This window comes from Aeromonas sp. SCS5 (assembly GCF_001887375.1).
Lineage (GTDB): Bacteria > Pseudomonadota > Gammaproteobacteria > Enterobacterales > Aeromonadaceae > Aeromonas > Aeromonas jandaei.
In genome coordinates this window covers 97430-121226 of the sequence record NZ_LFCS01000002.1, presented here as the reverse complement: position 1 = coordinate 121226, position 23797 = coordinate 97430, and the positions used below count along the sequence as shown (strand labels likewise).

The window sequence follows — 23797 nt, the reverse complement described above, 5'->3', positions numbered from 1 at the left end:
TTTAACGTTGTTGGCGCTCTTGGGCACGCAGTTTGAGCTGTTTGGATTGCACATGGAGGCTGGCACGTACCAGCAGTTCACGGTCATCTTCACGGATCCGTACATAGTCGAGCACCACATGGGTGCCATGCTCGCCCGGGGTGACCTCCCTGACCTGGCCATAGCAGTAGATGGCGGCGGCCTCTTCGCGCAGGAAGATCTTGAGGCGCACTATCTGGTGTGGATGCGGCGCATCCCCGTGGCCATGATAGGGGTGCAGGTAGGTGAGCTCGCCAGCGCCAAAGCGCAGGGTGTGGAAGCGCTGCTCGGGGTGATCCTGCATGGAGAGCACATAGCCCATGATCATGTCGATCTTGCGCGACTGCTGATTGACGATCTCGACCAGATCGTGCATCGATTCGTTCTGATTCCGCAGCAGCCGGCTGGTCACCATGTCGATGGAGGTGATGGCCGAGGAGATGCGAAAAGGCTCCGGCAGCTCAGCGTCCAGCTCCGTGAGCGAAGGGAGATGGAAGTCTGCCGGCATGGGGATCACATTGACCGGCATGGCATGAGTAACGCTGAAGAACTGTTCCTGCATGGAGGCTATCCCTTGTTGTCATGGACGGTTTCCCTTTATTATCCGGTATCTTATTTTGTTGGCAACGTAGATATCCTTGAAGACCGGACTTTTTCAGCCCCTTTCGCTGGCCATCGGCCTGCGTTATGCCGGCTCGAAGCGCAGCAACCGCTTCGTCTCATTTATCTCCCTGTTCTCCACCTTCGGCATTGCTATCGGGGTTGCGGCCCTGATGGTGGTCATTTCGGTGATGAACGGTTTCGAAGGCCAGCTCAAGGGGCGCATCCTCGGGGTGATCCCCCATGTGGTGGTCACCAACGATGCTGGCCGCATTGATGCCGCGCCGCAAGGGCTGCCGGACCTGGCCAGGCTGCCTCATGTGGTGGCCACGGCCCCCATGCTCGACAGCGAAGGGATGCTGCAAAGCCCCGGCCAGCTCACCGGCGTCAGCGTGCAGGGGATCGATCCCGCCCTCTGGCCCAAGGATGACATCCTGCACTCCCAGATGCTGGGGGGGCGCCTCGATACCTTGCAGGCCGGTCACTACCGCATCGTGCTGGGGCAGGGGGTGGCGCGCCGCCTCAATGTCACCATCGGCGATCAGGTTCGTCTGATCTTGACTGAAGGCTCCCGCTTTACCCCCTTTGGCCGGGTGCCGGCCCAGCGCCTCTTTACGGTCTCCGGTATCTTCGGGGTCGGTGCCGATGTGGACAACCAGATTGCGTTCATTGCGCTGGGGGATGCCCAGCGTCTGCTGCGTCTGCCGACAGAAACCGTCGGTGGCATTCGCCTCTGGCTCGATGACCCGTTTGCCGCTGATCAGGTGATCAAAACCCCGCTGCCCGACGGCCTGCTGTGGCAGGATTGGCGCCGTGAGCGGGGTGAGCTGTTCCAGGCTGTCGCCATGGAGAAACGGATGATGGGGCTGATGCTGGTGCTGATCATCGCCGTTGCGACCTTCAATATCCTCTCAGCGCTGGTGATGGTGGTGACTGACAAGGAGGGTGAAGTGGCCATCCTGCGCACCATGGGCATGAGCGAGTCGGGGATTGTCAAAATCTTCATGGTGCTTGGAGCCTCCAGCGGGGTGATTGGCTCCCTGTTTGGTGCGCTGGCGGGGCTTGGCCTGACCCTGGGTCTCAACCCGCTGCTCAATGCGGTGGGGCTCAACCTCTATATGGCTGCGGGCGGAAGCGGCTTGCCGGTTATCGTCGAACCAGCCCAGGTCGTCACCATTTTGCTGGGCGCCGTGCTGCTCAGCTTCAGCGCCACCCTTTATCCAGCAGCCCGCGCGGCGCGCGTGAAGCCGGCGGAGGCGCTGCGTTATGAATAATTCATCTTCTGTTGTTACCTCTGGTGCAATTACTGGAGCAAGTGGAGCCCCCTTTATGAATGAAGCCGTATCCCGTGAGCCTCTGCTGCGTTGCCAGGCCCTCAACCATGTCTACAAAGAGGGCGAGCTGGAGACCCAGGTACTCAAGGGGATCGATTTGAGCGTCGCACCGGGCGAGATGCTGGCGGTAGTGGGGAGCTCTGGCTCCGGCAAGACCACCCTGCTGCACCTGATGGGGGCACTCGATAACCCCTCCAGCGGCGCCGTGCTGTTCAAGGGGGAGGATATTCACCACTGGGATAGCCGTACCCAGGCCCGTTTTCGCAATCAGGAGCTGGGTTTCGTCTATCAGTTCCACCACCTGCTCTCCGAGTTCAGTGCGCTGGAAAATGCGGCCATGCCGCTGCTGATCGCCGGTGAATCGGTAGCGGTCGCTACCGAGAAGGCGACCCGGATGCTGGGGCGGGTAGGGCTCTCCCACCGTCTCAACCACAGACCGTCCGAGCTCTCCGGTGGTGAGCGCCAGCGGGTGGCGATTGCCCGTGCGCTGGTCAACGAACCGAGCCTGGTGCTGGCGGACGAGCCGACCGGTAATCTGGATCACGCCAGCGCTACCGCCGTCTACGAGCTGCTGTGCGAGCTCAACCGTGAGCTGGGCACTGCGTTTGTGGTGGTCACCCATGATCTGAGTCTGGCGGCCAAGCTCCATCGTCGGGTCACGCTGGTGAGCGGCGTGATGGCGGAGGTTGCCTGATGTTCAAACCGCTGCCCCTCTTTCTGGGCCTGCGCTATAGCCGCTCCCGTCGTCGCAACGGGTTTATCGCCTTTATCTCCGCCTCTTCCCTGATCGGTATCGCCCTCGGGGTGATGGCGCTGATTTTGGGCCTCTCCGCCATGAACGGCTTCGAGCGTGAACTGAAAGACCGGGTGCTCTCCGTGGTGCCGCAAGGGGAGCTGGATGCTGTCGAGCGGCCGCTGCCGGATTGGCCCCGTCTGCGCGACTACCTGCTGGCGCAGCCCGGGGTGGAAGCTGCCGCCCCCGTCATTCGTCTCAACGGCTTGCTGGAGCACGGCTCCGCCCTCAAGGGGGTTCAGCTGCGTGCCGTGCTGCCCGATCTGGAAGCCAATCTCTCCGATGCCGGCAAATACATGACGGGCCGTGGCCTGCGTGAGCTGCAGCCCGGCGAGCGGGGGGTGATCCTCGGCAAGACCATCGCCGACAAGCTGGGGGTGAAGGTTGGCGACACCCTTGCTCTGTTGTTGCCGCAAGGGGGCGATCAGACGGGGATCAAGAATCCCCGCCGGGAAACCCTGACTGTGGTCGGGTTGCTGGAGATCGGCGGCCAGCTCGATGGCCTGCTCGGTTTCATGCACCTGACCGATGCGCAAGCGATCACCGGTATGGGCAGCGATGTGGAGGGCTTCAGCCTGCGGGTGAGCGATGTGCTCAAGGCGCAGCCCATCACGGTCGCGGCGGCCCAGCGCTTCCCTCATCACGTCTATATCCGCAGCTGGATGAACAGCCAGGGTTACCTCTATCAGGACATCCAGATGGTGCGTACCGTCATGTATGTGGTGATGCTGATGGTGGTGGCCGTGGCCTGCTTCAATATCGTCTCCACCCTGGTGATGGCGGTGAACGAGAAACGCAGCGAGATCGCCATCCTCAAGACCATGGGGGCGAGTCCTGGCCAGATCCGGCTTACTTTCGTCATTCAGGGGATGGTCAACGGTGTAGCCGGTGCCCTGCTCGGTGCGCTGCTGGGGGGCCTGCTCTCCAGCAAGCTGACCCAGATCCTGGGTGTTATCGAGAAGCTCATTGGCCACCGCTTTCTCAATCCGGATATCTACTTTATCGACTTCTTGCCGACCGAGTTGCATATGCAGGATCTGCTTATCGTGACGGGGGCGGCCATCCTGATGAGTCTGGTTGCGACCCTCTATCCCGCCTGGCGGGCGAGCGGTCTGGTGCCGTCTCGCGAGCTGGGTCACTGATGCACAGCATCTGATCCGCTAATCAAAACGAAGAGCCCGCCGGTGTTAAACCGGCGGGCTCTCCTGTTTTATGTCTGTGTGTCAATGTAGTGAGCGGACTTAGTGGGCGTTCAACTCATCGAGCGGCAGGGAAAAGCTCGCAACGAAGGTGTCGATAAAGTAGCGCATCTCCTCGCTCATCCGCGCTGCCAACATCGCCTCGAGGCGTTTGCGAGCCGGTTCAAACTCCCGGTTGCCAGCGTTGATCTCCTCCAGACACTTGGTATAAGCGCAGAGGGTGTCGGCGTCTTTCACCAGCCTTGCCAGCTCCTCATCCTGCATCGCCGAATCGAGCAGTGGGCGAAAGTCCTCCACCAGTTCCGCTGGCAGCATGCCAAGCAGACGCTGCTCGGCGGCCAGCTCAATCTTCTTGTATTCGCGGGCAATCTCGGGATTGAAGTACTTGACCGGGGTGGGCAGATCGCCGGTCAGCACCTCGCTGCTGTCGTGGTAGAGCGCCATCACTGCTGCGCGGTCGGCATTCACAGTGCCGCCAAAGAGCCGGTTTTTGATGATGGCCAGAGCATGGGCCACCATGGCGACCTGCAGGCTGTGCTCGGCGATGTTCTCCGGTTGGATGTTGCGCATCAGTGGCCAGCGGTAGATGAGCTTCATGCGGGCGAGATTGGCAAAAAAGTGGCTGGGGAGCATGGAGTGCCTCGAATGGATGCAATGAAAAAGGGCAGACCCTAGTCTGCCCTTTTTTTGCAATACAGGCACCGCCTGCCATCCGATTTTTAACCCGCTCAGCGGATATAGCGGCCTGATTCGGCTTCCTGATTGGTCACGATCATCTGGCCGATGGGGGCCAGACTGATGATGGCCAGCTTGAGGTGCTGGATACCAAATGGAATGCCGACGATGGTGATGAAGCAGGCCAGCGCCGAGGCAATGTGGCCGATGGCCAGCCAGATCCCGATCAGCACGAACCAGATGATGTTGCCAATCAGCCCGAGTGTGCCGGTGCCGATATCACCTTGACCCGTCATCGCCTTGCGACTGACCGCCTGCTTGCCGAAAGGGAAGAAGGTGAAGGTGCCAATGACGAAGCAGGCGCGCCCCCAGGGGATGCCGACCAGCGAGATAAAGCAGAGCAGACCGGCCAGCCACCAGGCCAGGCCCATAAAGACACCTCCCAGTACAAACCAGAGCAGATTGAACAAGAAGCGGAAAAAGGCCATGTGGGATACTCCAGACTTATCAAGTTGGTTGCCACCATAACGAGGGAGGGCAGGGGACGCAACGATTGATTGGCCCGGATGCATCGGGCCGGTCAACCTGGGTCGTGATACCACCTATGGGCAGCGGGTATTCAGTTGCCGGATATTGACCAATAGATCGGCGTTTCAGGCAAATTTGCGCAGAAAAAGGTGAGCAAGCGCAAAAATATCGCGCAATGCCAGTTGAAGTTCGGGCTGCAACTCCCCATATAAAGAGCACTTTTGCACGAATTGTGCCTCTGCGGCGCCCAATGTGGGGGTTGTGTGGCTCGACTCGACCAGAGTGCGCCGCTATAATGCCGCGTCATATTTTCTCATCACAAAGACATATTGTTGTCTTTATAAACAGGAAGACTCCGGCTTTGCCCGGAGGCAATAAAGGGTCAGCACACAGTGCTGAGTTGAACGAGGTAGAAGAATGCAAGTTTCTGTAGAGACAACCCAGGGTCTGGAACGCCGTCTTACCATCACTGTACCGGCTGCTACCGTAGACGCCGCTGTGCGCAAAGAATTGAACGGCCTGGCCAAAACCCGTCGCATCGACGGTTTCCGTCCTGGCAAGGCTCCGGTTGCCATCATCAAGAAGATGTTTGGTGCCATGGCTCACGCCCGTGTTGCCGATGAAATGATGCAGAACAACTTCATCAAAGCCATCATCGAAAACAAACTGAGCCCGGCTGGCGCGCCGACCATGGATCCGAAAGAGATCAAAGAAGGCGAAGATTTCGAATTCACCGCCACTTTCGAAGTGTACCCGGAGTTCGAAGTTGCCGGTCTGGAGAGCATCAAGGTTGAGAAGCCGGTTGCTACCGTGAAGGACGAAGATCTGGCCAACATGATCGACACCCTGCGCAAGCAGCACGCTACCTGGGCTGAAGCTGACGTAGCTGCTGCCAACGGCATGCGTGTGACCATGGACTTCGTCGGTTCCATCGACGGTGAAGAGTTCGAAGGTGGCAAGGCTGAAGGCTTCAACCTGGTACTGGGTGCCGGCCGCATGATCCCTGGCTTCGAAGATGCCATCCTGGGCAAGAAAGCTGGCGACGAGTTCACCATCGAAGTGACCTTCCCGGCTGACTACCACGCTGAAAACCTGAAAGGCAAAGCGGCCAAGTTCGCTTCCAAGCTGAACAAGGTTGAAGAGCAGATCCTGCCCGAGCTGACCGAAGAGTTCGTCAAGCGTTTCGGCATCGAGAGCGGTTCCGTTGAAGAGCTGAAAGCCGAAGTGCGCAAGAACATGGAGCGCGAACTGGCTCAAGCCCTGAAAAACAGCGTGAAAGAGCAGGTTCTGAACGGTCTGGTTGAAGCCAACCAAATCGATCTGCCGAAAGCTGCCGTTGCGCAAGAGATCGACGCTCTGCGCCAGCAGGCTCTGCAGCGCTTCGGTGGTTTCCAGGGCGGCAACGCTCCGGAGCTGCCGGCTGAGCTGTTCCAGGCTCAGGCCGAGCGTCGTGTACGCGTAGGTCTGCTGCTGGGTGACGTGATCCGCACCAACGAAATCAAGGCTGACGATGCTCGCGTGACCAGCATCATCGAATCCATGGCCACTGCGTACGAAGATCCGAAAGAAGTGATCGAGTACTACCAGAAGAACGAACAGATGCTGAACGGCGTTCGTAACCTGGCCATCGAAGATCAAGCTATCGACCTGATCCTCTCCAAAGCGCAAGTGACCGAAAAAGAAGTTGCCTTTGACGAAGTGATCAACAAGTCTGGCGCCGCTGCCTAAGAACATTTGACTTAAGGTCAAGACTGTTAAGTATAATGGCTCGTGTGATCTCCACTCGGGCCATTTTATTTTAGGGACAATGCCTTATGTACAAGAACTATAACGATGTGACCGATTCTCCCAGCAATGCGCTGGTCCCCATCGTGGTCGAACAGACTGCCAAGGGTGAGCGTTCCTACGATATTTACTCCCGTCTGCTGAAAGAGCGGGTGATCTTCCTGACCGGTCAGGTTGAAGATCACATGGCCAATCTGGTGGTTGCCCAGTTGCTGTTCCTCGAGTCCGAGAACCCGGACAAGGACATCTACATCTACATCAACTCTCCGGGCGGCTCCGTGACTGCCGGCATGTCCATCTATGACACCATGCAGTTCATCAAGCCGGACGTGAGCACCGTCTGCATGGGGCAGGCCTGTTCCATGGGCGCCTTCCTGCTGGCTGGCGGTGCCAAGGGCAAGCGTTTCTGCCTGCCCAATGCCCGCGTGATGATCCACCAGCCGCTGGGCGGTTTCCAGGGCCAGGCATCTGATATCCAGATCCACGCCCAGGAGATCCTGAAGATCAAAAATACCCTGAACGAGCGTTTGGCTTTCCATACCGGTCAGGATATGGCTACCATCGAACGTGACACCGACCGCGACAACTTCATGTCTGCCGAGCAGGCAGTCGCTTACGGTCTGGTCGACGGTGTCTTGACTCAGCGCGGCTGAGCAGGGTGTCCCGGTCTGTTGTAAACTCAACAGGCCGACCCATCCTCTATTGATAAAACGAGGTTGCTGAATGACAGAAAAACGCAAGGGTGAGGGTGATAAGCTGCTCTACTGCTCTTTTTGCGGCAAAAGCCAGCATGAAGTGCGTAAGCTGATCGCTGGCCCTTCCGTCTACATATGTGATGAGTGTGTCGAGCTGTGCAACGACATCATCCGCGAGGAGATCCGCGAGATCTCTCCCAAGCGCGATGGTAATGAGCTGCCGACCCCTCATCAGATCCGCGCTCATCTTGATGACTATGTGATCGGGCAGGAGTACGCCAAGAAGGTGTTGGCCGTTGCCGTCTACAACCACTACAAGCGCCTGCGCAACAGCGGCGAAAACAGTGGTGTGGAGCTGGGCAAGTCCAACATTCTGCTGATTGGCCCGACCGGTAGCGGCAAGACCCTGCTGGCCGAGACCCTGGCTCGCCTGCTGGATGTGCCGTTTACCATGGCCGATGCGACCACCCTGACCGAAGCCGGTTATGTGGGCGAGGACGTGGAAAACATCATCCAGAAGCTGCTGCAAAAGTGCGACTACGACGTGGAGAAGGCCCAGCGTGGCATCGTCTACATCGACGAGATCGACAAGATCTCCCGCAAGTCGGACAACCCCTCCATTACCCGCGATGTCTCCGGGGAAGGGGTACAGCAGGCCCTGCTCAAGCTGATTGAAGGGACCATCGCTTCCGTGCCGCCGCAAGGTGGTCGCAAGCATCCGCAGCAAGAGTTCTTGCAGGTTGATACCTCCAAGATCCTCTTCATCTGTGGTGGTGCCTTTGCCGGTCTGGACAAGGTGATCGAGCAGCGTTCCGTCAAGGGAACCGGTATCGGTTTTGGCGCCGAGGTGAAGTCCAAGGATGCCAAGGCCTCCTTGAGCGAAACCTTCGCCAAGGTGGAGCCGGAAGATCTGATCAAGTACGGTCTGATCCCCGAGTTCATCGGCCGTCTGCCGGTGGTGGCTACCCTGACCGAACTGGACGAGGCTGCGCTCATCCAGATCCTGCAAGAGCCGAAAAACGCGCTGACCAAGCAGTATGCCGCGCTGTTCGATCTGGAAGGGGTTGAGCTGGAGTTCCGTGAAGATGCGCTGCACGCCATTGCCCGCAAGGCGATGGAGCGTAAAACCGGTGCTCGTGGTCTGCGTTCCATCGTGGAAGCCGTGCTGCTCGATACCATGTATGACCTGCCTTCCTTGGAAGGGGTCAGCAAGGTGGTGATCGACGAGACCGTGATCAAAGGGGACTCCGCGCCCTTGATGATCTACGAAAATCCCGAGACTCAAGCTGCCGCATCAGAGTAACAGTCTGATTTTTAATCAAATGGAAGGGGCTTTTTGCCCCTTTCATGCTTTTTGCGGTTTAGACGATTGAATCTCGTTGGAGCGCCCCCATATACTCAGCCAAGCGCTTTGCCAACGGTATAACAAGCCGAGAGGACATATATGAACCTAGAGCGTTCAGAACGCATCGAGATTCCCGTCCTGCCTCTTCGTGACGTGGTGGTTTATCCCCACATGGTCATTCCACTCTTTGTGGGGCGGGAAAAATCCATTCGCTGTCTGGAAGCGGCCATGGAGCAGGACAAGAAAGTTCTGCTGGTGGCCCAGAAGGATGCGTCAACCGATGAGCCGACCGTGGAGGAGATCTTCACCGTCGGGACAGTGGCCAATATTCTGCAGATGCTCAAACTGCCGGATGGCACCGTCAAGGTGCTGGTAGAGGGTGGGCAGCGTGCTCGCCTGGAGCGGATGATCGACGACAAGGACTTCTTTGTCTGCGAGGCCCAGTACATCTCCTCCAAGGCCATTGACGACAAGGATCAGGAAGTTCTGGTTCGCTCCGCCATCGGCCAGTTTGAAGGTTACATCAAGCTCAACAAGAAGATCCCGCCCGAGGTACTCACCTCGATTTCGGCGATCGACGATGCTGCGCGTCTGGCCGATACCATGGCCGCTCACATGCCGCTCAAGCTGGAAGACAAACAGAAGGTGCTGGAGATTGTCTCTGTCTCCGAGCGCATCGAATTCCTGATGGCGATGATGGAGTCGGAAATTGACCTGCTGCAGGTCGAGAAGCGCATCCGTACCCGCGTCAAAAAGCAGATGGAAAAGAGCCAGCGCGAGTATTACCTCAACGAGCAGATGAAGGCCATCCAGAAAGAGCTGGGTGAGCTGGAAGATAGCCCGGATGAGTTTGAAGCCCTCAATCGCAAGATTGAAGAGGCTGGCATGCCGGAAGATGCCCGTGAAAAGGCCCAGGCCGAGCTTGCCAAGCTGAAGATGATGTCTCCCATGTCTGCCGAGGCTACCGTGGTTCGCAGCTATGTGGACTGGATGGTACAGGTGCCGTGGAAGGCGCGCTCCAAGGTCAAGAAAGACCTGGGCAAGGCGCAAGAGGTGCTGGATGCCGACCACTATGGTCTTGAGAAGGTCAAGGATCGCATCCTCGAATATCTGGCGGTGCAGGCGCGCGTCAATAAGCTCAAGGGCCCGATCCTCTGTCTGGTTGGCCCTCCCGGTGTGGGCAAGACCTCGCTGGGCCAATCCATCGCCAAGGCGACCGGCCGCAAATATGTGCGGATGGCCCTCGGTGGGGTGCGTGATGAAGCGGAGATCCGCGGTCACCGTCGTACCTACATCGGTTCCATGCCAGGCAAGCTCATCCAGAAGATGGCGAAAGTTGGCGTGAAGAACCCGCTGTTCCTGCTCGACGAAATCGACAAGATGAGCTCGGACATGCGTGGTGATCCTGCTTCCGCTCTGCTGGAGGTACTCGATCCCGAGCAGAACAACAGCTTCAACGATCACTACCTGGAAGTGGATTATGACCTGTCGGACGTGATGTTCGTGGCCACCTCCAACTCCATGAACATCCCGGGTCCCCTGCTGGACCGGATGGAAGTGATCCGTCTCTCCGGTTACACCGAAGATGAGAAGCTCAACATTGCCAAGCAGCATCTGGTTGCCAAGCAGATCCAGCGCAACGGCCTGAAAGCCTCCGAGATCACCATCGAGGATTCGGCGCTGGTCGGGGTGATCCGTTACTACACCCGTGAAGCCGGGGTACGGAGTCTGGAGCGCGAAATCTCCAAGATCTGTCGCAAAGCGGTCAAGCGCATTCTGCTGGACAAGAGCATCAAGCATGTTCAGGTCAATCAGGAGAACCTCAAGGAGTTCCTCGGGGTGCAGCGCTTCGATTACGGCAAGGCCACCGACCAGAACCAGATTGGTCAGGTATGTGGTCTGGCGTGGACCGAGGTGGGGGGCGATCTGCTCACCATCGAGACCACCAACATGCCGGGCAAGGGCAAGCTCACTTACACCGGTTCTTTGGGTGATGTGATGCAGGAGTCTATCCAGGCTGCCATGACCGTCGTTCGAGCCCGTGCCGAGAAGCTGCGCATCAACGCCGACTTCTATGAGAAGCGTGACATTCACGTGCACGTACCGGAAGGGGCAACCCCGAAAGATGGCCCGAGCGCCGGTATCGCCATGTGTACTGCGCTGGTCTCCAGCTTGACCGGTAATCCGGTTCGTGCTGATGTGGCCATGACAGGTGAAATCACCTTGCGTGGTGAAGTGCTGCCCATCGGTGGTCTCAAAGAGAAACTGCTGGCTGCTCACCGTGGTGGTATCAAGCGTGTGCTGATCCCGAAAGAGAACGAACGTGACCTCGAGGAGATCCCGGCAAACGTCAAACAAGACCTTGAAATCTATCCCGTTCGCTGGATAGACGAGGTGCTGGAACTGGCGTTGCAGGACAATCCGCAAGGGTTTGAGCGCGTTTCTGTCGTGTAAATTTTGATGCGCCGCAAATTTGGCGCATTCGGGGGGTGGTTAAGGCTTGCATGCATCCCATAACGGAAGTAGCCTTGACCACCGATCGGGTTCTCGTGATAAGTCGCAATGCGTTGTGTGGCGCGGGTTTGCGCCAGATTGTCACTTGCAACTGGTCAGGAGGCTTGCTATAAAACCTCCACTTGTTGTGGCCAGGGAAATCAGCGCCGCAGCGGTGTTCGATAAAAGGGGAATATAAGAGTGAATAAATCTCAACTGATTGACAAGATTGCAGACGGTGCTGATATCTCCAAGGCTGCTGCCGGCCGTGCGTTGGATGCCTTCATTGACGCTGTAGGTGAAGCTCTGAAAGAGGGTGACCAGGTTGCTCTGGTTGGTTTCGGTACTTTCGCTGTACGCGAGCGTGCTGCCCGTTCTGGCCGTAACCCGCAAACTGGCGCGACCATCGAAATCGCTGCTGGTAAAGTTCCTGCCTTCAAAGCCGGTAAGGCCCTGAAAGACGCGGTCAACTAAGTCGGGCGCCGATGATATGTCGGCTACCGTCCTTGGTCGCAGACCAGACAGGTTAGAGAGTCCTCTCTCATACTGATTGACCAAGGCGCATCGCAATCGGTGCGCCTTTTCATTATTTACGCCCATCGAGTTCGGGAGCATAAGTACAAACATGATGTTGGATAAACTACGCGAAGGGGCGCAAGGCAAGGTAGCCAAGGTTATCTTGGGCCTGATCATCCTCTCCTTTGCTTTGGCTGGTGTTGGTAGTTACCTGAATGGTCCGGCCCGTACCGCCCCCGCCACTGTCAACGGCACAGATATCAGTGCAGCCGCACTGGAGAATGCCTACCGCAACGAGCGCGCCCGCATGGAATCCCAGATGGGAGAGGCATTCAGCCAGCTGGCCGCGAACCCTGATTACATGAAACAGTTCCGCCGCGGTGTGCTGGATCGCCTGATCGATCAGGCGCTGCTGGACAGCAAGGCTCGCGAGCTGGGTCTGCGGGTCAGCGATGAGCAGATCAAACAGGCCATCGTTGCCATGCCCGAGTTTGCAGAGAACGGCAAGTTCAACAATGATCGCTACCTGCAGCTGATCCGTCGTGCCGGCATGACTCCCGAAATGTTCCGCGACTCCCTGCGCCAGGACATGGTGCGCCAACAGCTGATGAGTGCCCTGCTGGGTACCGAGTTCTCCCTCAAGGGTGAAGCCGAGCAGCTCGACAAGCTCTACAACCAGACTCGCGATCTGCGTCTGGTGCGTCTGGCGGCTGCCAACTACGTGGCTGACGTACAGGTTTCCGACAACGAGCTGGAGCAGTACTACAAGGCCAATGGCGCTCACTTCATGAATGACGAGCAGGTGAAAGTAGACTACCTGCTGCTGGATGCGACCAACCTCGCCAAGGATATCAAGGTCACCGAACAGGATGCCCAGGATTACTACGACCAGCATCAGGACCTGTTCCAGCGTCCAGAGCGTCGTCATGTTGCCCATATCCTGATCCCGTTCGGCAAGGATGAGAAAGCGGCCGAGCAGAAAGCAGAAGCCGTGTTGGCCAAAGCCAAGGCGGGCGATGATTTTGCCGCGCTGGCCAAGGCCGACTCCTCTGATACCTTCTCCGCCAAAAAAGGCGGCGAGCTGGACTGGTTCGAGAAGGGGGTGATGGATCCGTCCTTCGAGAAAGCGGCCTTTGCTCTGAGCAAGGCGGGCGATCTCTCCGCCGTCGTCAAGAGCCCGTTCGGTTTCCACATCATCAAGCTGCTGGGTGTTGAGCCAGCTCAGACCAAGCCGTTTGCCGATGTGAAGGAAGAGACCATCAACCGTCTGCAGAGCGACAAGGCCAAAGAGCGCTTCTTTGCCGAGCAGCAGAAGATGGCTGACAACAGCTTCGAAAACCCGGACTCGCTGGACATGACTGCCGAGGCCATGGGTCTGAAGGTGCAATCCTCCGACTACTTCAGTCAGGGTTCTGCTCCTGCTCCGCTTAACGATCCCAAGGTTCTCTCCGTGGCGTTCTCCGAGCAACTGCGTGATGACAACACCAACTCCGATGTGATCGAGCTGGCTGACGGCAAGGCGCTGGTGCTGCACATCACCGGTCACAAGCCCAAAGCGGTCAAGCCGCTGGCCGAGGTGAAAGAGCTGGTGATTGCCGCCATCAAGCATGACAAGGCCGGTGAAGTGGCTCGTGGAAAGGCCCAGGGCCTGCTGGACAAGCTCAAGGCTGGCAAGAGTATCGATGGCGATCTGGCTGCGCTGGGTCTGAAGGTACAAACCCACAAAGGGGTGTCACGTTTCGATCGCGAGATGGATCAGAATCTGGTGACCGAAGCCTTCACGCTGCCCCATCCCAAGGATGGCAAGCCGAGCGTGGCACTGGTTGCCGAGAGCAACGGTGACCGCGTCGTGGTTGCGCTGGACAAGGTGAACGTACCTGCCGAGCCTTCCAAGATGGTTGCCATGCTGCAAGGTCAGCTGGGTCAGGGCAAAGCACAGGTGGATTACAAGTCTCTGATCGACGAGTTGCGCAAAGCGGCCAAGATCGAGTACTTCACCAGCGTGGAAGCGACTGTCGAGTAATCGTCAGTTCAATCCAGTGAAAACGGCTCCTTTATGGAGCCGTTTTTTTATCTGTGGGTGAGGTGAATAATCAAGCCCTGCTTCCTGCTTCCTGCTTCCTGCTCTCTGTGATCGCTGCGCAGCCGTAAGCCATATCAGTCGCCATAAACATGGGATATAAAAAAACCGGCACCTGAGTGCCGGTTTTTCATTGCGAGCTTGCGTAGGGCAGAGGTTATACCACGCCCTGAGTGCGCAGGTAATCCTCGTAGGTACCGCCGAAGTCGCGGATACCATCTTCGGTCAGCTCCAGGATGCGGGTCGCCAGAGAGGAGACGAATTCGCGGTCGTGGGAGACGAAGATCAGGGTCCCCTGATAGAGCTCCAGTGCCATGTTCAAGGATTCGATGGATTCCATGTCCAGGTGGTTGGTCGGTTCATCCATGATCAGGATGTTGGGGCGCTGCATCATCAGCTTGCCGAACAGCATGCGACCCTGTTCACCACCGGAGAGCACCTTGACCGGCTTCTTGATGTCGTCCTGAGAGAAGAGCAGACGGCCCAGTATGGAGCGTACAGCCTGCTCGTCTTCGTTCTCCTGTTTCCACTGGGCCATCCAGTCGAACACGTTGAGGTCGGTGTCGAAGTCTTCGGCGTGATCCTGGGCGTAGTAACCGATCTGGGCGTTCTCGGACCACTTGATGGTGCCGGTGTCCGGAGCCAGTGCGCCGACAAGGGTTTTGATCAGAGTGGATTTACCGATACCGTTGGTACCCAGAATGGCGACCTTCTCGCCCACTTCCATCATCATGTTGAGGCCCTTGAACAGGGGACCGTCGCCATAACCCTTGGATACACCTTCCACTTCCAGGATGTTGCGATAGAGCTTTTTGTCCTGCTCGAAGCGGATGAAGGGGTTCTGGCGGCTGGAGACCTTGACGTCCTCAATCTTGATCTTGTCGATCTGCTTGAGACGGGAGGTCGCCTGACGGGACTTGGAGGCGTTGGCGCTGAAACGGGAGACGAAGGATTGCAGATCGGCGATCTGGGCCTTCTTCTTGGCGTTGTCGGCCAGCAGACGCTCGCGCGCCTGGGTGGCGGCCAGCATATAGTCGTCGTAGTTGCCCGGGTAGACGCGCAGCTCGCCGTAGTCCAGATCAGCCATGTGGGTACAGACGGAGTTCAGGAAGTGACGGTCGTGAGAGATGATGATCATGGTGCTTTCACGATCGTTGAGCACCTGCTCCAGCCAGCGAATGGTGTTGATGTCCAGGTTGTTGGTCGGTTCGTCCAGCAACAGGATGTCAGGGTTGGAGAACAGCGCCTGTGCCAGCAGCACCCGCAGTTTCCAGCCCGGCGCCACTTCGCTCATCGGACCGTTGTGCTGCTCGAGCGGAATGCCGACACCCAGCAGTAGCTCGCCTGCGCGCGCTTCGGCGGTGTAGCCGTCATATTCGGCGACTAGACCTTCCAGCTCGGCGGCCTTCATATAGTCTTCGTCGGTGGCTTCGAGGTTGGCGTAGATGGCATCGCGCTCGGCGATGGCTGCCCACAGCTCGGTGTGGCCCATCATGACCACGTCCAGTACGCGCATCTCTTCGTAGGCGAACTGATCCTGACGCAGCTTACCGATGCGCTCGTTGACGTCCAGGCTCACATTACCGCCAGTGGGCTCCAGATCACCACCGAGGATCTTCATGAAGGTGGACTTGCCACAGCCGTTGGCGCCGATAAGGCCATAGCGGTTGCCGCCGCCAAACTTGACGTTGATGTTCTCAAACAGCGGCTTGGCGCCGAACTGCATGGTGATGTTGTTACTCGAAAGCACTGGAATGTCCCGGTTGATCTGTCAAATGGCGCGCATTATGGCACAGATCCCCCAAAAGGTTTAGCAAGAACTGTGATCTTGATCGGGGCAAGTTGGGTGCGTAGCCGGTTGACGGGTAATAAAAAAGCCGGCATGAAGCCGGCTTTTGCGTGATGGCTACCCGTTAGTGGGAAGTGGCACCGGAGGCGCCCAGCCCGGTCTGGGAGCGGACGAACTGTGGCAGGAACTTGGCATGCTCGTCAGCCGCGCTCTGGGAGCTGTCGGTGATGGAGAAGAACCAGATCCCGACAAACGCCAGCCCCATGGAGAAGAGCGCCGGGTACTCGTAGGGGAAGATGGCCTGGGCATGACCCAGCACCTTCACCCACACGGTCGGGCCCAGCACCATCAGGGTGACTGCGCTCGCCAGCCCCAGCCAGCCGCCGTAGACGGCGCCGCGGGTGGTCAGGCGTGACCAGAACATGGAGAGGAACAGCACCGGGAAGTTGCAGCTGGCAGCGATGGAGAAGGCCAGACCCACCATGAAGGCGATGTTCTGCTTCTCGAACAGGATGCCAAGGCCGATGGCGACCACACCCAGTACTACGGTAGTGAGCTTGGAGACCCGCAGCTCGTCCGCCTCGTTGGCCTTGCCATGCTTGATTACGTTGGCGTAGAGGTCGTGGGAGACCGCAGAGGCACCGGCTAGGGTCAGGCCTGCTACCACAGCCAGGATGGTGGCAAACGCCACGGCGGAGATGAAGCCGAGGAACAGGCTGCCACCCACGGCATTGGCCAGATGGATCGCAGCCATGTTGGTGCCGCCCAGCAGGGCGCCGGTGGCATCCTTGAAGGCCGGGTTGGTGCTGACCAGCAGGATGGCGCCAAAGCCGATGATAAAGGTGAGAATGTAGAAGTAACCGATAAAGCCGGTGGCGAAGAAGACGCTCTTGCGCGCTTCCTTGGCGTCGCTCACGGTGAAGAAACGCATCAGGATGTGAGGCAGGCCGGCGGTGCCGAACATCAGTGCCAGACCGAGCGAGATGGCGGAGATGGGGTCAGCGACCAGACCACCCGGGCTCATGATGGCGATCCCTTTCTCGTGTACCTTCACCGCTTCGCTAAAGAGGGTGCCGATGTCGAAGTTGACCGATTTCATCACCATGATGGCCATGAAACTGGCACCGGAGAGCAGCATCACCGCCTTGATGATCTGCACCCAGGTGGTGGCCAGCATGCCGCCAAACAGCACGTAGAGCACCATCAGGATACCGACCAGTACCACGGCCACATGGTATTGCAGGCCGAACAGCAGTTCGATCAGCTTGCCGGCACCGACCATCTGGGCGATGAGGTAGAGGGCGACCACCACCAGCGAGCCGCAGGCGGAGAGGGTGCGCACCTCGGTCTGCTTGAGGCGGTAGGAGGCAACATCGGCGAAGGTATATTTGCCGAGGTTGCGCAGCCGCTCCGCGATCAGGAACAGAATGATGGGCCAGCCCACCAGAAAGCCGATGGAGTAGATGAGGCCATCATAGCCAGAGGTGTAGACCAGCGCCGAGATCCCGAGGAAGGAGGCGGCGGACATGTAGTCACCGGCGATGGCCAGGCCATTCTGGAAGCCGGTGATGCGGCCACCCGCTGCATAGTAGTCAGAGGCCGAGCGGTTGCGCTTGGAGGCCCAGTAGGTGATGAACAGGGTGGCGGCTACGAAGACCACAAACATCAGAATGGCCGAGATATTGAGGGGCTGGCGGTGTACCTCGCCACTTATCGCATCGGCGGCCAGCAGGGGTGAAGAGGCCAGTGAGGCCAACAACAAGAGTTTGCCTTTCATTTTTTCACTCCCTTGAGGATCTTCTGGTTCAGCTCGTCAAACTCGCCGTTGGCACGAAACACATAGACGCCGGTCAGCACGAAAGAGGAGAGGATCAGCCCCACTCCGACCGGGATGCCTCGGGTAATGGTCGACCCCTCGCTGAGCGGGGTACCGAGCCAACCGGGATCAAAGGCGATGAGCAGAATAAACGCCAGGTAGAGTCCCAGCATCAGAGCCGAGAGGGCCCAGGCAAAACGCTGGCGCTTGGCGACCAGCTCCTGGAAGGTGGGATCTTGCTGGATCCTCAGATAGCTTTGCTGTTCCATTGCAGTTCTCCATGACATATGAGTGTCAGCGGTGGATGGGGTAACCCCGACGAGCAGGCAACCTGCTCATGTAAGTGAAATGTGAATTAAATGTTATTTTTCGACAATTAGACTTTGGGATAAGTCAGCGGCGAGCCTCGGGTCAGGCAGAGATAGACAAGTGCTGCCGTGGTGGAGTCGGCCAGTGCATCGTGAGCGGGCAGGGCAGGCAGCGCCAGATGGCGGCAGATCGCCTCCAGATGAAGATCGATAACGGCATCCGGATAGCGACGATAGAGGTGATCGTGATAGAGCTGGCTCACCTCTATGCCTCGTTGTGGCAAGGTCAACCCCCACAATTTACGGCAAGCCAGGTTGAGAATACGCAGGTCATAGGCGATGTGATAACCCACCAGTTCGCGCGGGCCTATAAAGTCGAGCAGCAGGCGCAGCGCGGCTTCCAGCGTCATACCCTGTTGCAGGTCCTGATGGCGCAGACCGTGGATCACCACCGACTGCTCGCTCAGTGTGGCGGGCGCTTGCACCTTGATGGTGAGGGCCTCGCCGGTCAGCAGCCGATTGCCCTGGATGCGCACCGCACCGATAGAGACGATCTCGGCTTGCTCGGGATCAAGGTTGGTGGTCTCGAAATCGAGGGCGACCAGCTCATCATCGGGAGTGGGCAGGAATAGCCTGGAGAACTCCCCTTGCCGGAAATCCCGGCCATACCAGATGCGGCGAAGATGGCTCAACATGGCTACTGCCTCAGACGAAAGTGCAAGGTGAGCCACTGCTGGAATTTCTTCACCTGATGCAGTGCCTGACGCAGCAGATCCCGTTCGCTGTGGCTAAGCTCGCTGACCTGTACCCAACTATTGCCTCCCTTGAGCTGGCTGCGTAGCCTCAGCCGGATAAAGAGCCGAAACGCTTCAGCCAGGTTGGTGCCAAAGCTGGTGCTGAGCCGCTCGGCCGCTACCAGCGCATCGATGCGCCCCAGGGTTGAGGTCTCCAGAATGCCTGCTTCAAGGGCCAGCATCCGGATGCCATGGACCAGCGGGAACAGGCCGCCGCGCTTGAGATCAAGCCCTTCGGGGCGCTGCTCAAGCCGGCCAAACAGGGTAAGGGGGGCGTGAAAGGCCACCGCCGGTCGCACCATCTCTGCCAGCAGATCTCGCCGCTCGGCCAGCTGCTCGCGCAGCGCTCTGGCAACAGGCAGATGGAGTTGACGATCTCCGGCGATGGGGTGGGCGTCAGCCAGGGTGGCCAGCCAGAGCAGCTCCTCCTCACTGGCCGTGGTGCAGGCGCTGGCAATGGCGCTTTGCCACTCATCGCCGGTTTTTACCCAGGCCGGATTATTCACCATGACTTGGCCGGGGCAGAGCGGGTAGCCGAGGCGCTCCAGCAGGGCGCTGAATTCGGCCAGATCGGCTGCCTGGGTGGGCCACGCCAGCGCTTCCGGCAGGATCAGGGCATTATCCTGATCGGTTTTGAGGATCTGCTCGCCACGCCCCTCCGAGCCCAGCATCAGCAGACAGACCTTCTCTTGCACCTCGGGCGGGATCACCAGAGCAAAGGCCTTGGCGATCAGTTGCTCGTTAATGGTGGCGATGAGCTTCATCAAAAAGGCGGTGTGGATACCCTGGGCAAACAGCGAACGGGTCAGCTGTTGTTGTTCGCGGGCGACCGCTTCCAGCGCGGGCAGAGTGTCGGCGCGGGCGATACGCAAGGTCAGTACGTGGGAGTGGGTAGAGAAGAGTCCCAGCACCTGGGTCAGCTGCAGGATCCCCGCCACCTCGTTGCCCTGCCAGATCACCAATCGCTTGATGCGATGACGGGTCATCAGCAGCAGGGCATCAAACAGATAGCTCTCCAGTGGCAGACCGATGAGCGGCGTGGGGGTCAGTACCGAGAGGGGCGCCGTCAGTGGCAATCCCTTGAGGGTCAGGGCGTGGAGCAGGGTCTTGCGGGTGGCCAGCGTGAGCGAGCCGTCGTGGGCGGGGTAGAGCAGACAATCTGTCCCCTGGCTCACCATGGCTTCGGTCGCTGCCAGCAGTGACAGCCTGCTGTCGACGATAAGCGGCGCTTGCAAATGACCGGGTTCGATGCGGGTCAGGATAAATTCTGCCAGATTCTTCTGTCCCAGCTGTTCGCGCTGCTCCTGCTGACGCTGGCGCTCAGCCAGATTGGCGGTGAAGTAGCTGGCAAACTGCGAATCTTGTTCGCAGAGAGAGAGAAAGGCCGAGCGGGGGATGAGCTGGCAGAGGGTGTCTTCCAGCGCAGTAAAAGTATGGCGGCAGCGACCGTCAAATTGGGCGCGCACATCGAACAGATCGTCGACGCCATAGTCACCAAACTGGTGGTGGGGGGCCGACTCTTCCACCGCCCCCTTGATGACGAGATAGAGCCCGGGAGGTTCCTCTCCCGCGTTGAGCAGAGTATCGCCAGCGCGAAAGTAGCAGAGCGAGAGGTGGCGGGCGAGCTGTTCACGCGCCTCTGCATCCAGCCGGTCAAACGGTGGTCTGGCAAAATTGAACAGAATTGACATGACGGCGTCCTCGGGCGGGATAGGGCACCCCTTGTGCCCAGTGTGACAAAGGGGAACCGCGCCGACCAGCCGACTTTAGTCTCAGCTGTACCGTCTGTTCACACTCTGATAACTTGGTGGTATGACCAGTGTGTTCATTATCGGGATCAAGGAGAGGACAGCGGAGATGGAAAAACCAAGGGTCAAGTGCGAGGTCCACGACGGCATCGCTGAAGTGGTGCTGTCGCGGGGAGAGAAGCTCAATGCGCTGGACAGGGCCATGTTCAGCGCTATCGATGAGACGCTGACGCAACTTGCTCAGCTGAAGGGATTGCGAGCGGTGATCCTGCATGGCGAAGGGCGCGCGTTTTGCGCTGGACTGGATGTGAAATCGATGCTGCGCCAGCCGGTCGCCGCCCTCGATATTCTCAAGCGCGAGGCGGACGAGGCGACCAATCTGGCCCAGCGGGTCGCCTATGGTTGGCACCAGCTGCCGGTGCCGGTGATTGCGGTCACTCAGGGAGTCTGTTTTGGTGGTGGCTTGCAGATCGCCCTTGGCGCCGATTTTCGGTTTAGCACCCCCGATTGCCGTTTCTCGGTGATGGAGATCAAGTGGGGCATCATCCCCGACATGAGCGGCAGCGTCACCATGCGCAACCTGATGGGTCTGGATACCGCCATGGAGTTGGCCATGAGCGGGCGCGAGCTGGATGCAGTCGAGGCGAAATCCCTCGGGATGGTGAGCAGGGTCTGCACCGATCCGCTGGTGGAGGCGCGGGAGTTTGCCCGCACCCTCATCACCAAGTCGCCGGATGCACTGGCGGGGATCAAGCAGCTCTACAGTCAGGCCTGGGCCCGCAGTGACGAGGCAATGCTGAAAGAAGAGACCCGGTTGCAGAAGCAGATTTTGGGACGCCCCAATCAGTGGCGCGCCACCTTCAACAGCCTGTTTCGCTGGCGGCTGCCCTTCGGGCCACGGCGCAACGCACTCTGAGGTGGAACAACAGGAAAAGAAAATGGCAGCCGAGGCTGCCATTTTTTATACGTGTTCTAGTTGCTGGCATCAGGAGATCTTGCGATCCAGATCCGGCTCGAAGGGGTGACCGGATTTCTCCTGCTCCAGGTTGTCTTCGGAGCGATGGCCAGCCCAGTAGTCGGCGTTCTTGATACCGAGTTTCTCCGGGTGGAACACCGGATCCAGCCCTTTGGCTTGCTGCGCTTCATAGTCGCGCAGACAGGCAAAGGCGGTCTTTTGCAGCAGCAGGATGGCGATGATGTTGAGCCAGGCCATCAGACCTACCCCGATATCACCCATGCCCCAGGCGAGCTCGGCGGTCTTGACGGTACCGTAGACGGTAGAGGCCATCAGGGTCAGTTTGAGCACAAAAGTCAGCCAGGGACGGTTCACCTTGCGGTTGATGTAGGCGATGTTGGTTTCGGCGATGTAGTAGTAGGCGACGATGGTGGTGAACGCGAAGAAGAACAGCGCGATGGCCACGAACATGCTGCCAAAGCCCGGCATCATGCTTTCCATGGCGGTCTGCACATAACCCGGGCCTGCAGCCACGCCGGCGATGCCGGTGTAGAGGGCTGCGCCATCCGGTCCCTGCACGTTGTAGAGGCCGGTGATGAGCAGCATAAAGCCGGTGGCCGAGCAGACGAACAGGGTGTCGATGTAGACGGAGAACGCCTGCACCAGACCCTGTTTGGCCGGGTGGCTTACTGCGGCAGCAGAGGAGGCGTGCGGCCCGGTACCCTGACCCGCTTCGTTGGAGTAGACACCGCGCTTGACCCCCCACATGATGGCCAGACCCAGAATGGCGCCAAAGCCGGCATCAAAACCGAAGGCGCTTTTCCAGATCAGCATGATCACGCCCGGCAGGGCATGAATGTTGAGGGCGATGATGACGCAGGCCACGATGATGTAGCCGAGCGCCATAAAGGGCACTACGGTACTGGCAAAGTTGGCGATGCGCTTGACGCCACCGAAGATGATGAAGCCGAGCAGCAGTGCCAGACCGGCCGCAGTCACGTTCGGATCGATATCAAACGCAGTCTGCAGACTGGCGCCGATGGAGTTGGCTTGCACGCCCGGCAGCAGTACACCGCAGGCGAAGATGGTGGCGATGGCAAAGGTCCAGGCATACCACTTCATGCCAAGCCCTTTCTCGATGTAGAAGGCAGGCCCGCCGCGGTATTCGCCGTTGATCTTCTCCTTGTAGACCTGACCCAGGGTGGACTCCACGAAGGCGGAGCTGGAGCCGAGGAAGGCGACCATCCACATCCAGAACATGGCGCCCGGGCCACCGAAGGTAATGGCGGTGGCAACACCGGCAATGTTGCCGGTGCCGACGCGACCGGCGAGGGTCATGGCCAGCGCCTGGAAGGAGGAGACCCCCGCATCCGTGCTCTTGCCATCAAACATCAGCCGGACCATTTCGGCCATATGGCGCAGTTGCAAAAAGCGGCTGCGTACTGAGAAGTAGAGGCCTACCCCCAGGCACAGATAGATGAGCGCAGGGCTCCAGATCACACCGTTGATGGCATTGACGATCTCATTCATCTACAACAACTCCTTTGTTGTTTTGTGTTGTACTTCCGGCGAGATCTCTGTCTCGCTCGCTGTCATTGTGTTACGCCAATTGTTAACAAATGAATTAACAGTTTGACGCTGTGGTGAAGTGTTCGGCAGGGCACGATAGTGCGCCATGCATGGGCTGTAACATATCGAGTTGTTCCGGCGCTTCCCAGCGAAAAATGTTGCGTTGTTGCAATTTTGTGAATTGACAACTGAGGTGCGATAATGGCATGCGCTATTTTCTGTGACCAGAGAGACCCGCTACCATGCTGATCTGCGTCTGCTGGAACAGCCAGGATCTCGTTAGCAAACAAAAGGCCAATCATGCAAATGTTCCCTGTTCCACTCGTTATCCGCGCTCCTTTACCATCGGATGCCACTGCCATGGCCCACCTCTTTACCCAACTAGGGTATGCTGCAGAGGCTGATGAGCTGCTGCCACGTCTGTTGGGGCTGGATGTGGCCACCCGCGTCTTGCTGGCCGAACAGGCTGAAAGGGTGGTTGGCGTGCTGGTATGGCACTGGCTGCAACCACTGCATGTTGCACCTGTATGGGGCCTGATCTCGGCGCTGGTCGTCGATGATGGTGCAAGGGGAGGGGGTATTGGTGCTGCGTTATTGTGCGAGGCCGAGTGTCAGGCTCGCGAAGCCGGATGCAGTCAGCTGGAGCTTTCCAGCAGCATCAAACGCGAAGATGCCCACCGCTTCTATCTGGCGCAGGCATATCAGGAGCGGCCAAAACGATTCGTCAAACTGTTGTAAAGAGAAGGAGTGTGCGTGC

General features: G+C 58.6%; 20 protein-coding genes. 11 read left to right on the top strand and 9 right to left on the bottom strand.

Annotated features, from left to right (window positions below; genetic code table 11):
* Window position 1: 1 nt before the first annotated feature.
* Window positions 2–580, bottom strand: a complete 579-nt coding sequence (locus BS300_RS02150) for a PilZ domain-containing protein (protein WP_033113131.1) — start codon at window positions 578–580, stop codon at window positions 2–4.
* 76 nt (window positions 581–656) lie between these two features.
* On the opposite strand from BS300_RS02150, the gene BS300_RS02145 reads away from it, so the two are divergent.
* From BS300_RS02145 to lolE, 3 genes are read left to right on the top strand one after another with little or no spacing between them, the layout of a single operon-like run.
* Window positions 657–1892, top strand: a complete 1236-nt coding sequence (locus BS300_RS02145; protein ID WP_071910482.1) for a lipoprotein-releasing ABC transporter permease subunit — start codon at window positions 657–659, stop codon at window positions 1890–1892.
* 55 nt (window positions 1893–1947) lie between these two features.
* Complete coding sequence (gene lolD / locus BS300_RS02140; protein WP_033113129.1) at window positions 1948–2646, top strand: lipoprotein-releasing ABC transporter ATP-binding protein LolD; 699 nt, start codon at window positions 1948–1950, stop codon at window positions 2644–2646.
* Window positions 2646–3887 carry a lipoprotein-releasing ABC transporter permease subunit LolE gene (gene lolE, locus BS300_RS02135; protein ID WP_071910480.1) on the top strand — a complete coding sequence of 414 codons (1242 nt, stop codon included), beginning with the start codon at window positions 2646–2648 and terminating at the stop codon, window positions 3885–3887. Before lolD ends, lolE begins: the two co-directional genes overlap by 1 nt.
* Window positions 3888–3986: 99 nt before the next feature.
* Here the strand turns inward: lolE and yfbR are convergent, their stop codons facing one another.
* Window positions 3987–4577: a 5'-deoxynucleotidase gene (yfbR, locus tag BS300_RS02130; protein WP_071910477.1), complete on the bottom strand. Its 591-nt coding sequence runs from the start codon at window positions 4575–4577 to the stop codon at window positions 3987–3989.
* 95 nt (window positions 4578–4672) lie between these two features.
* Window positions 4673–5107, bottom strand: coding sequence for a YccF domain-containing protein (locus BS300_RS02125; protein ID WP_042032366.1), 435 nt, complete (start codon window positions 5105–5107; stop codon window positions 4673–4675).
* 457 nt (window positions 5108–5564) lie between these two features.
* Between BS300_RS02125 and tig the strand changes: the two genes are divergently transcribed.
* From tig to ppiD, 6 genes are all read left to right on the top strand, one after another.
* Window positions 5565–6875 carry a trigger factor gene (tig, locus tag BS300_RS02120; RefSeq protein ID WP_041207530.1) on the top strand — a complete coding sequence of 437 codons (1311 nt, stop codon included), beginning with the start codon at window positions 5565–5567 and terminating at the stop codon, window positions 6873–6875.
* A gap of 86 nt (window positions 6876–6961) precedes the next feature.
* Window positions 6962–7585: an ATP-dependent Clp endopeptidase proteolytic subunit ClpP gene (clpP, locus tag BS300_RS02115; protein ID WP_033113124.1), complete on the top strand. Its 624-nt coding sequence runs from the start codon at window positions 6962–6964 to the stop codon at window positions 7583–7585.
* A gap of 70 nt (window positions 7586–7655) precedes the next feature.
* The gene (gene clpX / locus BS300_RS02110) at window positions 7656–8930 is read left to right on the top strand and encodes an ATP-dependent protease ATP-binding subunit ClpX (protein ID WP_033113123.1); all 1275 of its coding nucleotides are present in this window, start codon (window positions 7656–7658) and stop codon (window positions 8928–8930) included.
* Between the two features lie 141 nt (window positions 8931–9071).
* Complete coding sequence (gene lon / locus BS300_RS02105) at window positions 9072–11426, top strand: endopeptidase La (RefSeq protein ID WP_041207531.1); 2355 nt, start codon at window positions 9072–9074, stop codon at window positions 11424–11426.
* 240 nt (window positions 11427–11666) lie between these two features.
* Window positions 11667–11939: a nucleoid-associated protein HU-beta gene (gene hupB / locus BS300_RS02100; RefSeq protein ID WP_005315375.1), complete on the top strand. Its 273-nt coding sequence runs from the start codon at window positions 11667–11669 to the stop codon at window positions 11937–11939.
* Window positions 11940–12090: 151 nt separating this feature from the next.
* Entirely contained in the window at window positions 12091–14004 is a 1914-nt protein-coding gene (gene ppiD, locus BS300_RS02095) for a peptidylprolyl isomerase (RefSeq protein ID WP_071910475.1), read from the top strand.
* 214 nt (window positions 14005–14218) lie between these two features.
* On the opposite strand, the gene BS300_RS02090 is transcribed toward ppiD, so the two are convergent.
* The 5 genes from BS300_RS02090 to BS300_RS02070 form a co-directional block, all read right to left on the bottom strand.
* The gene (locus BS300_RS02090; RefSeq protein WP_041207533.1) at window positions 14219–15811 is read right to left on the bottom strand and encodes an ABC-F family ATPase; all 1593 of its coding nucleotides are present in this window, start codon (window positions 15809–15811) and stop codon (window positions 14219–14221) included.
* Window positions 15812–15974: 163 nt separating this feature from the next.
* Complete coding sequence (locus BS300_RS02085) at window positions 15975–17627, bottom strand: cation acetate symporter (protein ID WP_071910473.1); 1653 nt, start codon at window positions 17625–17627, stop codon at window positions 15975–15977.
* Window positions 17624–17935, bottom strand: a complete 312-nt coding sequence (locus BS300_RS02080) for a DUF485 domain-containing protein (protein ID WP_041207535.1) — start codon at window positions 17933–17935, stop codon at window positions 17624–17626. The genes BS300_RS02085 and BS300_RS02080 overlap by 4 nt, the downstream gene beginning before the upstream one ends.
* 107 nt (window positions 17936–18042) lie before the next feature.
* Window positions 18043–18669: a 3'-5' exonuclease gene (locus tag BS300_RS02075; protein WP_071910472.1), complete on the bottom strand. Its 627-nt coding sequence runs from the start codon at window positions 18667–18669 to the stop codon at window positions 18043–18045.
* Between the two features lie 2 nt (window positions 18670–18671).
* Window positions 18672–20459: a putative nucleotidyltransferase substrate binding domain-containing protein gene (locus BS300_RS02070; RefSeq protein ID WP_071910470.1), complete on the bottom strand. Its 1788-nt coding sequence runs from the start codon at window positions 20457–20459 to the stop codon at window positions 18672–18674.
* Between the two features lie 166 nt (window positions 20460–20625).
* On the opposite strand from BS300_RS02070, the gene BS300_RS02065 reads away from it, so the two are divergent.
* Window positions 20626–21432 carry a crotonase/enoyl-CoA hydratase family protein gene (locus BS300_RS02065; protein ID WP_071910468.1) on the top strand — a complete coding sequence of 269 codons (807 nt, stop codon included), beginning with the start codon at window positions 20626–20628 and terminating at the stop codon, window positions 21430–21432.
* A gap of 69 nt (window positions 21433–21501) precedes the next feature.
* Here the strand turns inward: BS300_RS02065 and BS300_RS02060 are convergent, their stop codons facing one another.
* Window positions 21502–23001 (bottom strand): alanine/glycine:cation symporter family protein, encoded by a 1500-nt coding sequence (locus BS300_RS02060; protein WP_041207539.1) that lies wholly within the window; start codon window positions 22999–23001, stop codon window positions 21502–21504.
* 339 nt (window positions 23002–23340) lie between these two features.
* Here BS300_RS02060 and BS300_RS02055 point away from each other — a divergent pair, with 339 nt between their 5' ends.
* The gene (locus BS300_RS02055; protein ID WP_071910466.1) at window positions 23341–23778 is read left to right on the top strand and encodes a GNAT family N-acetyltransferase; all 438 of its coding nucleotides are present in this window, start codon (window positions 23341–23343) and stop codon (window positions 23776–23778) included.
* The last annotated feature ends 19 nt before the right edge of the window (window positions 23779–23797 follow it).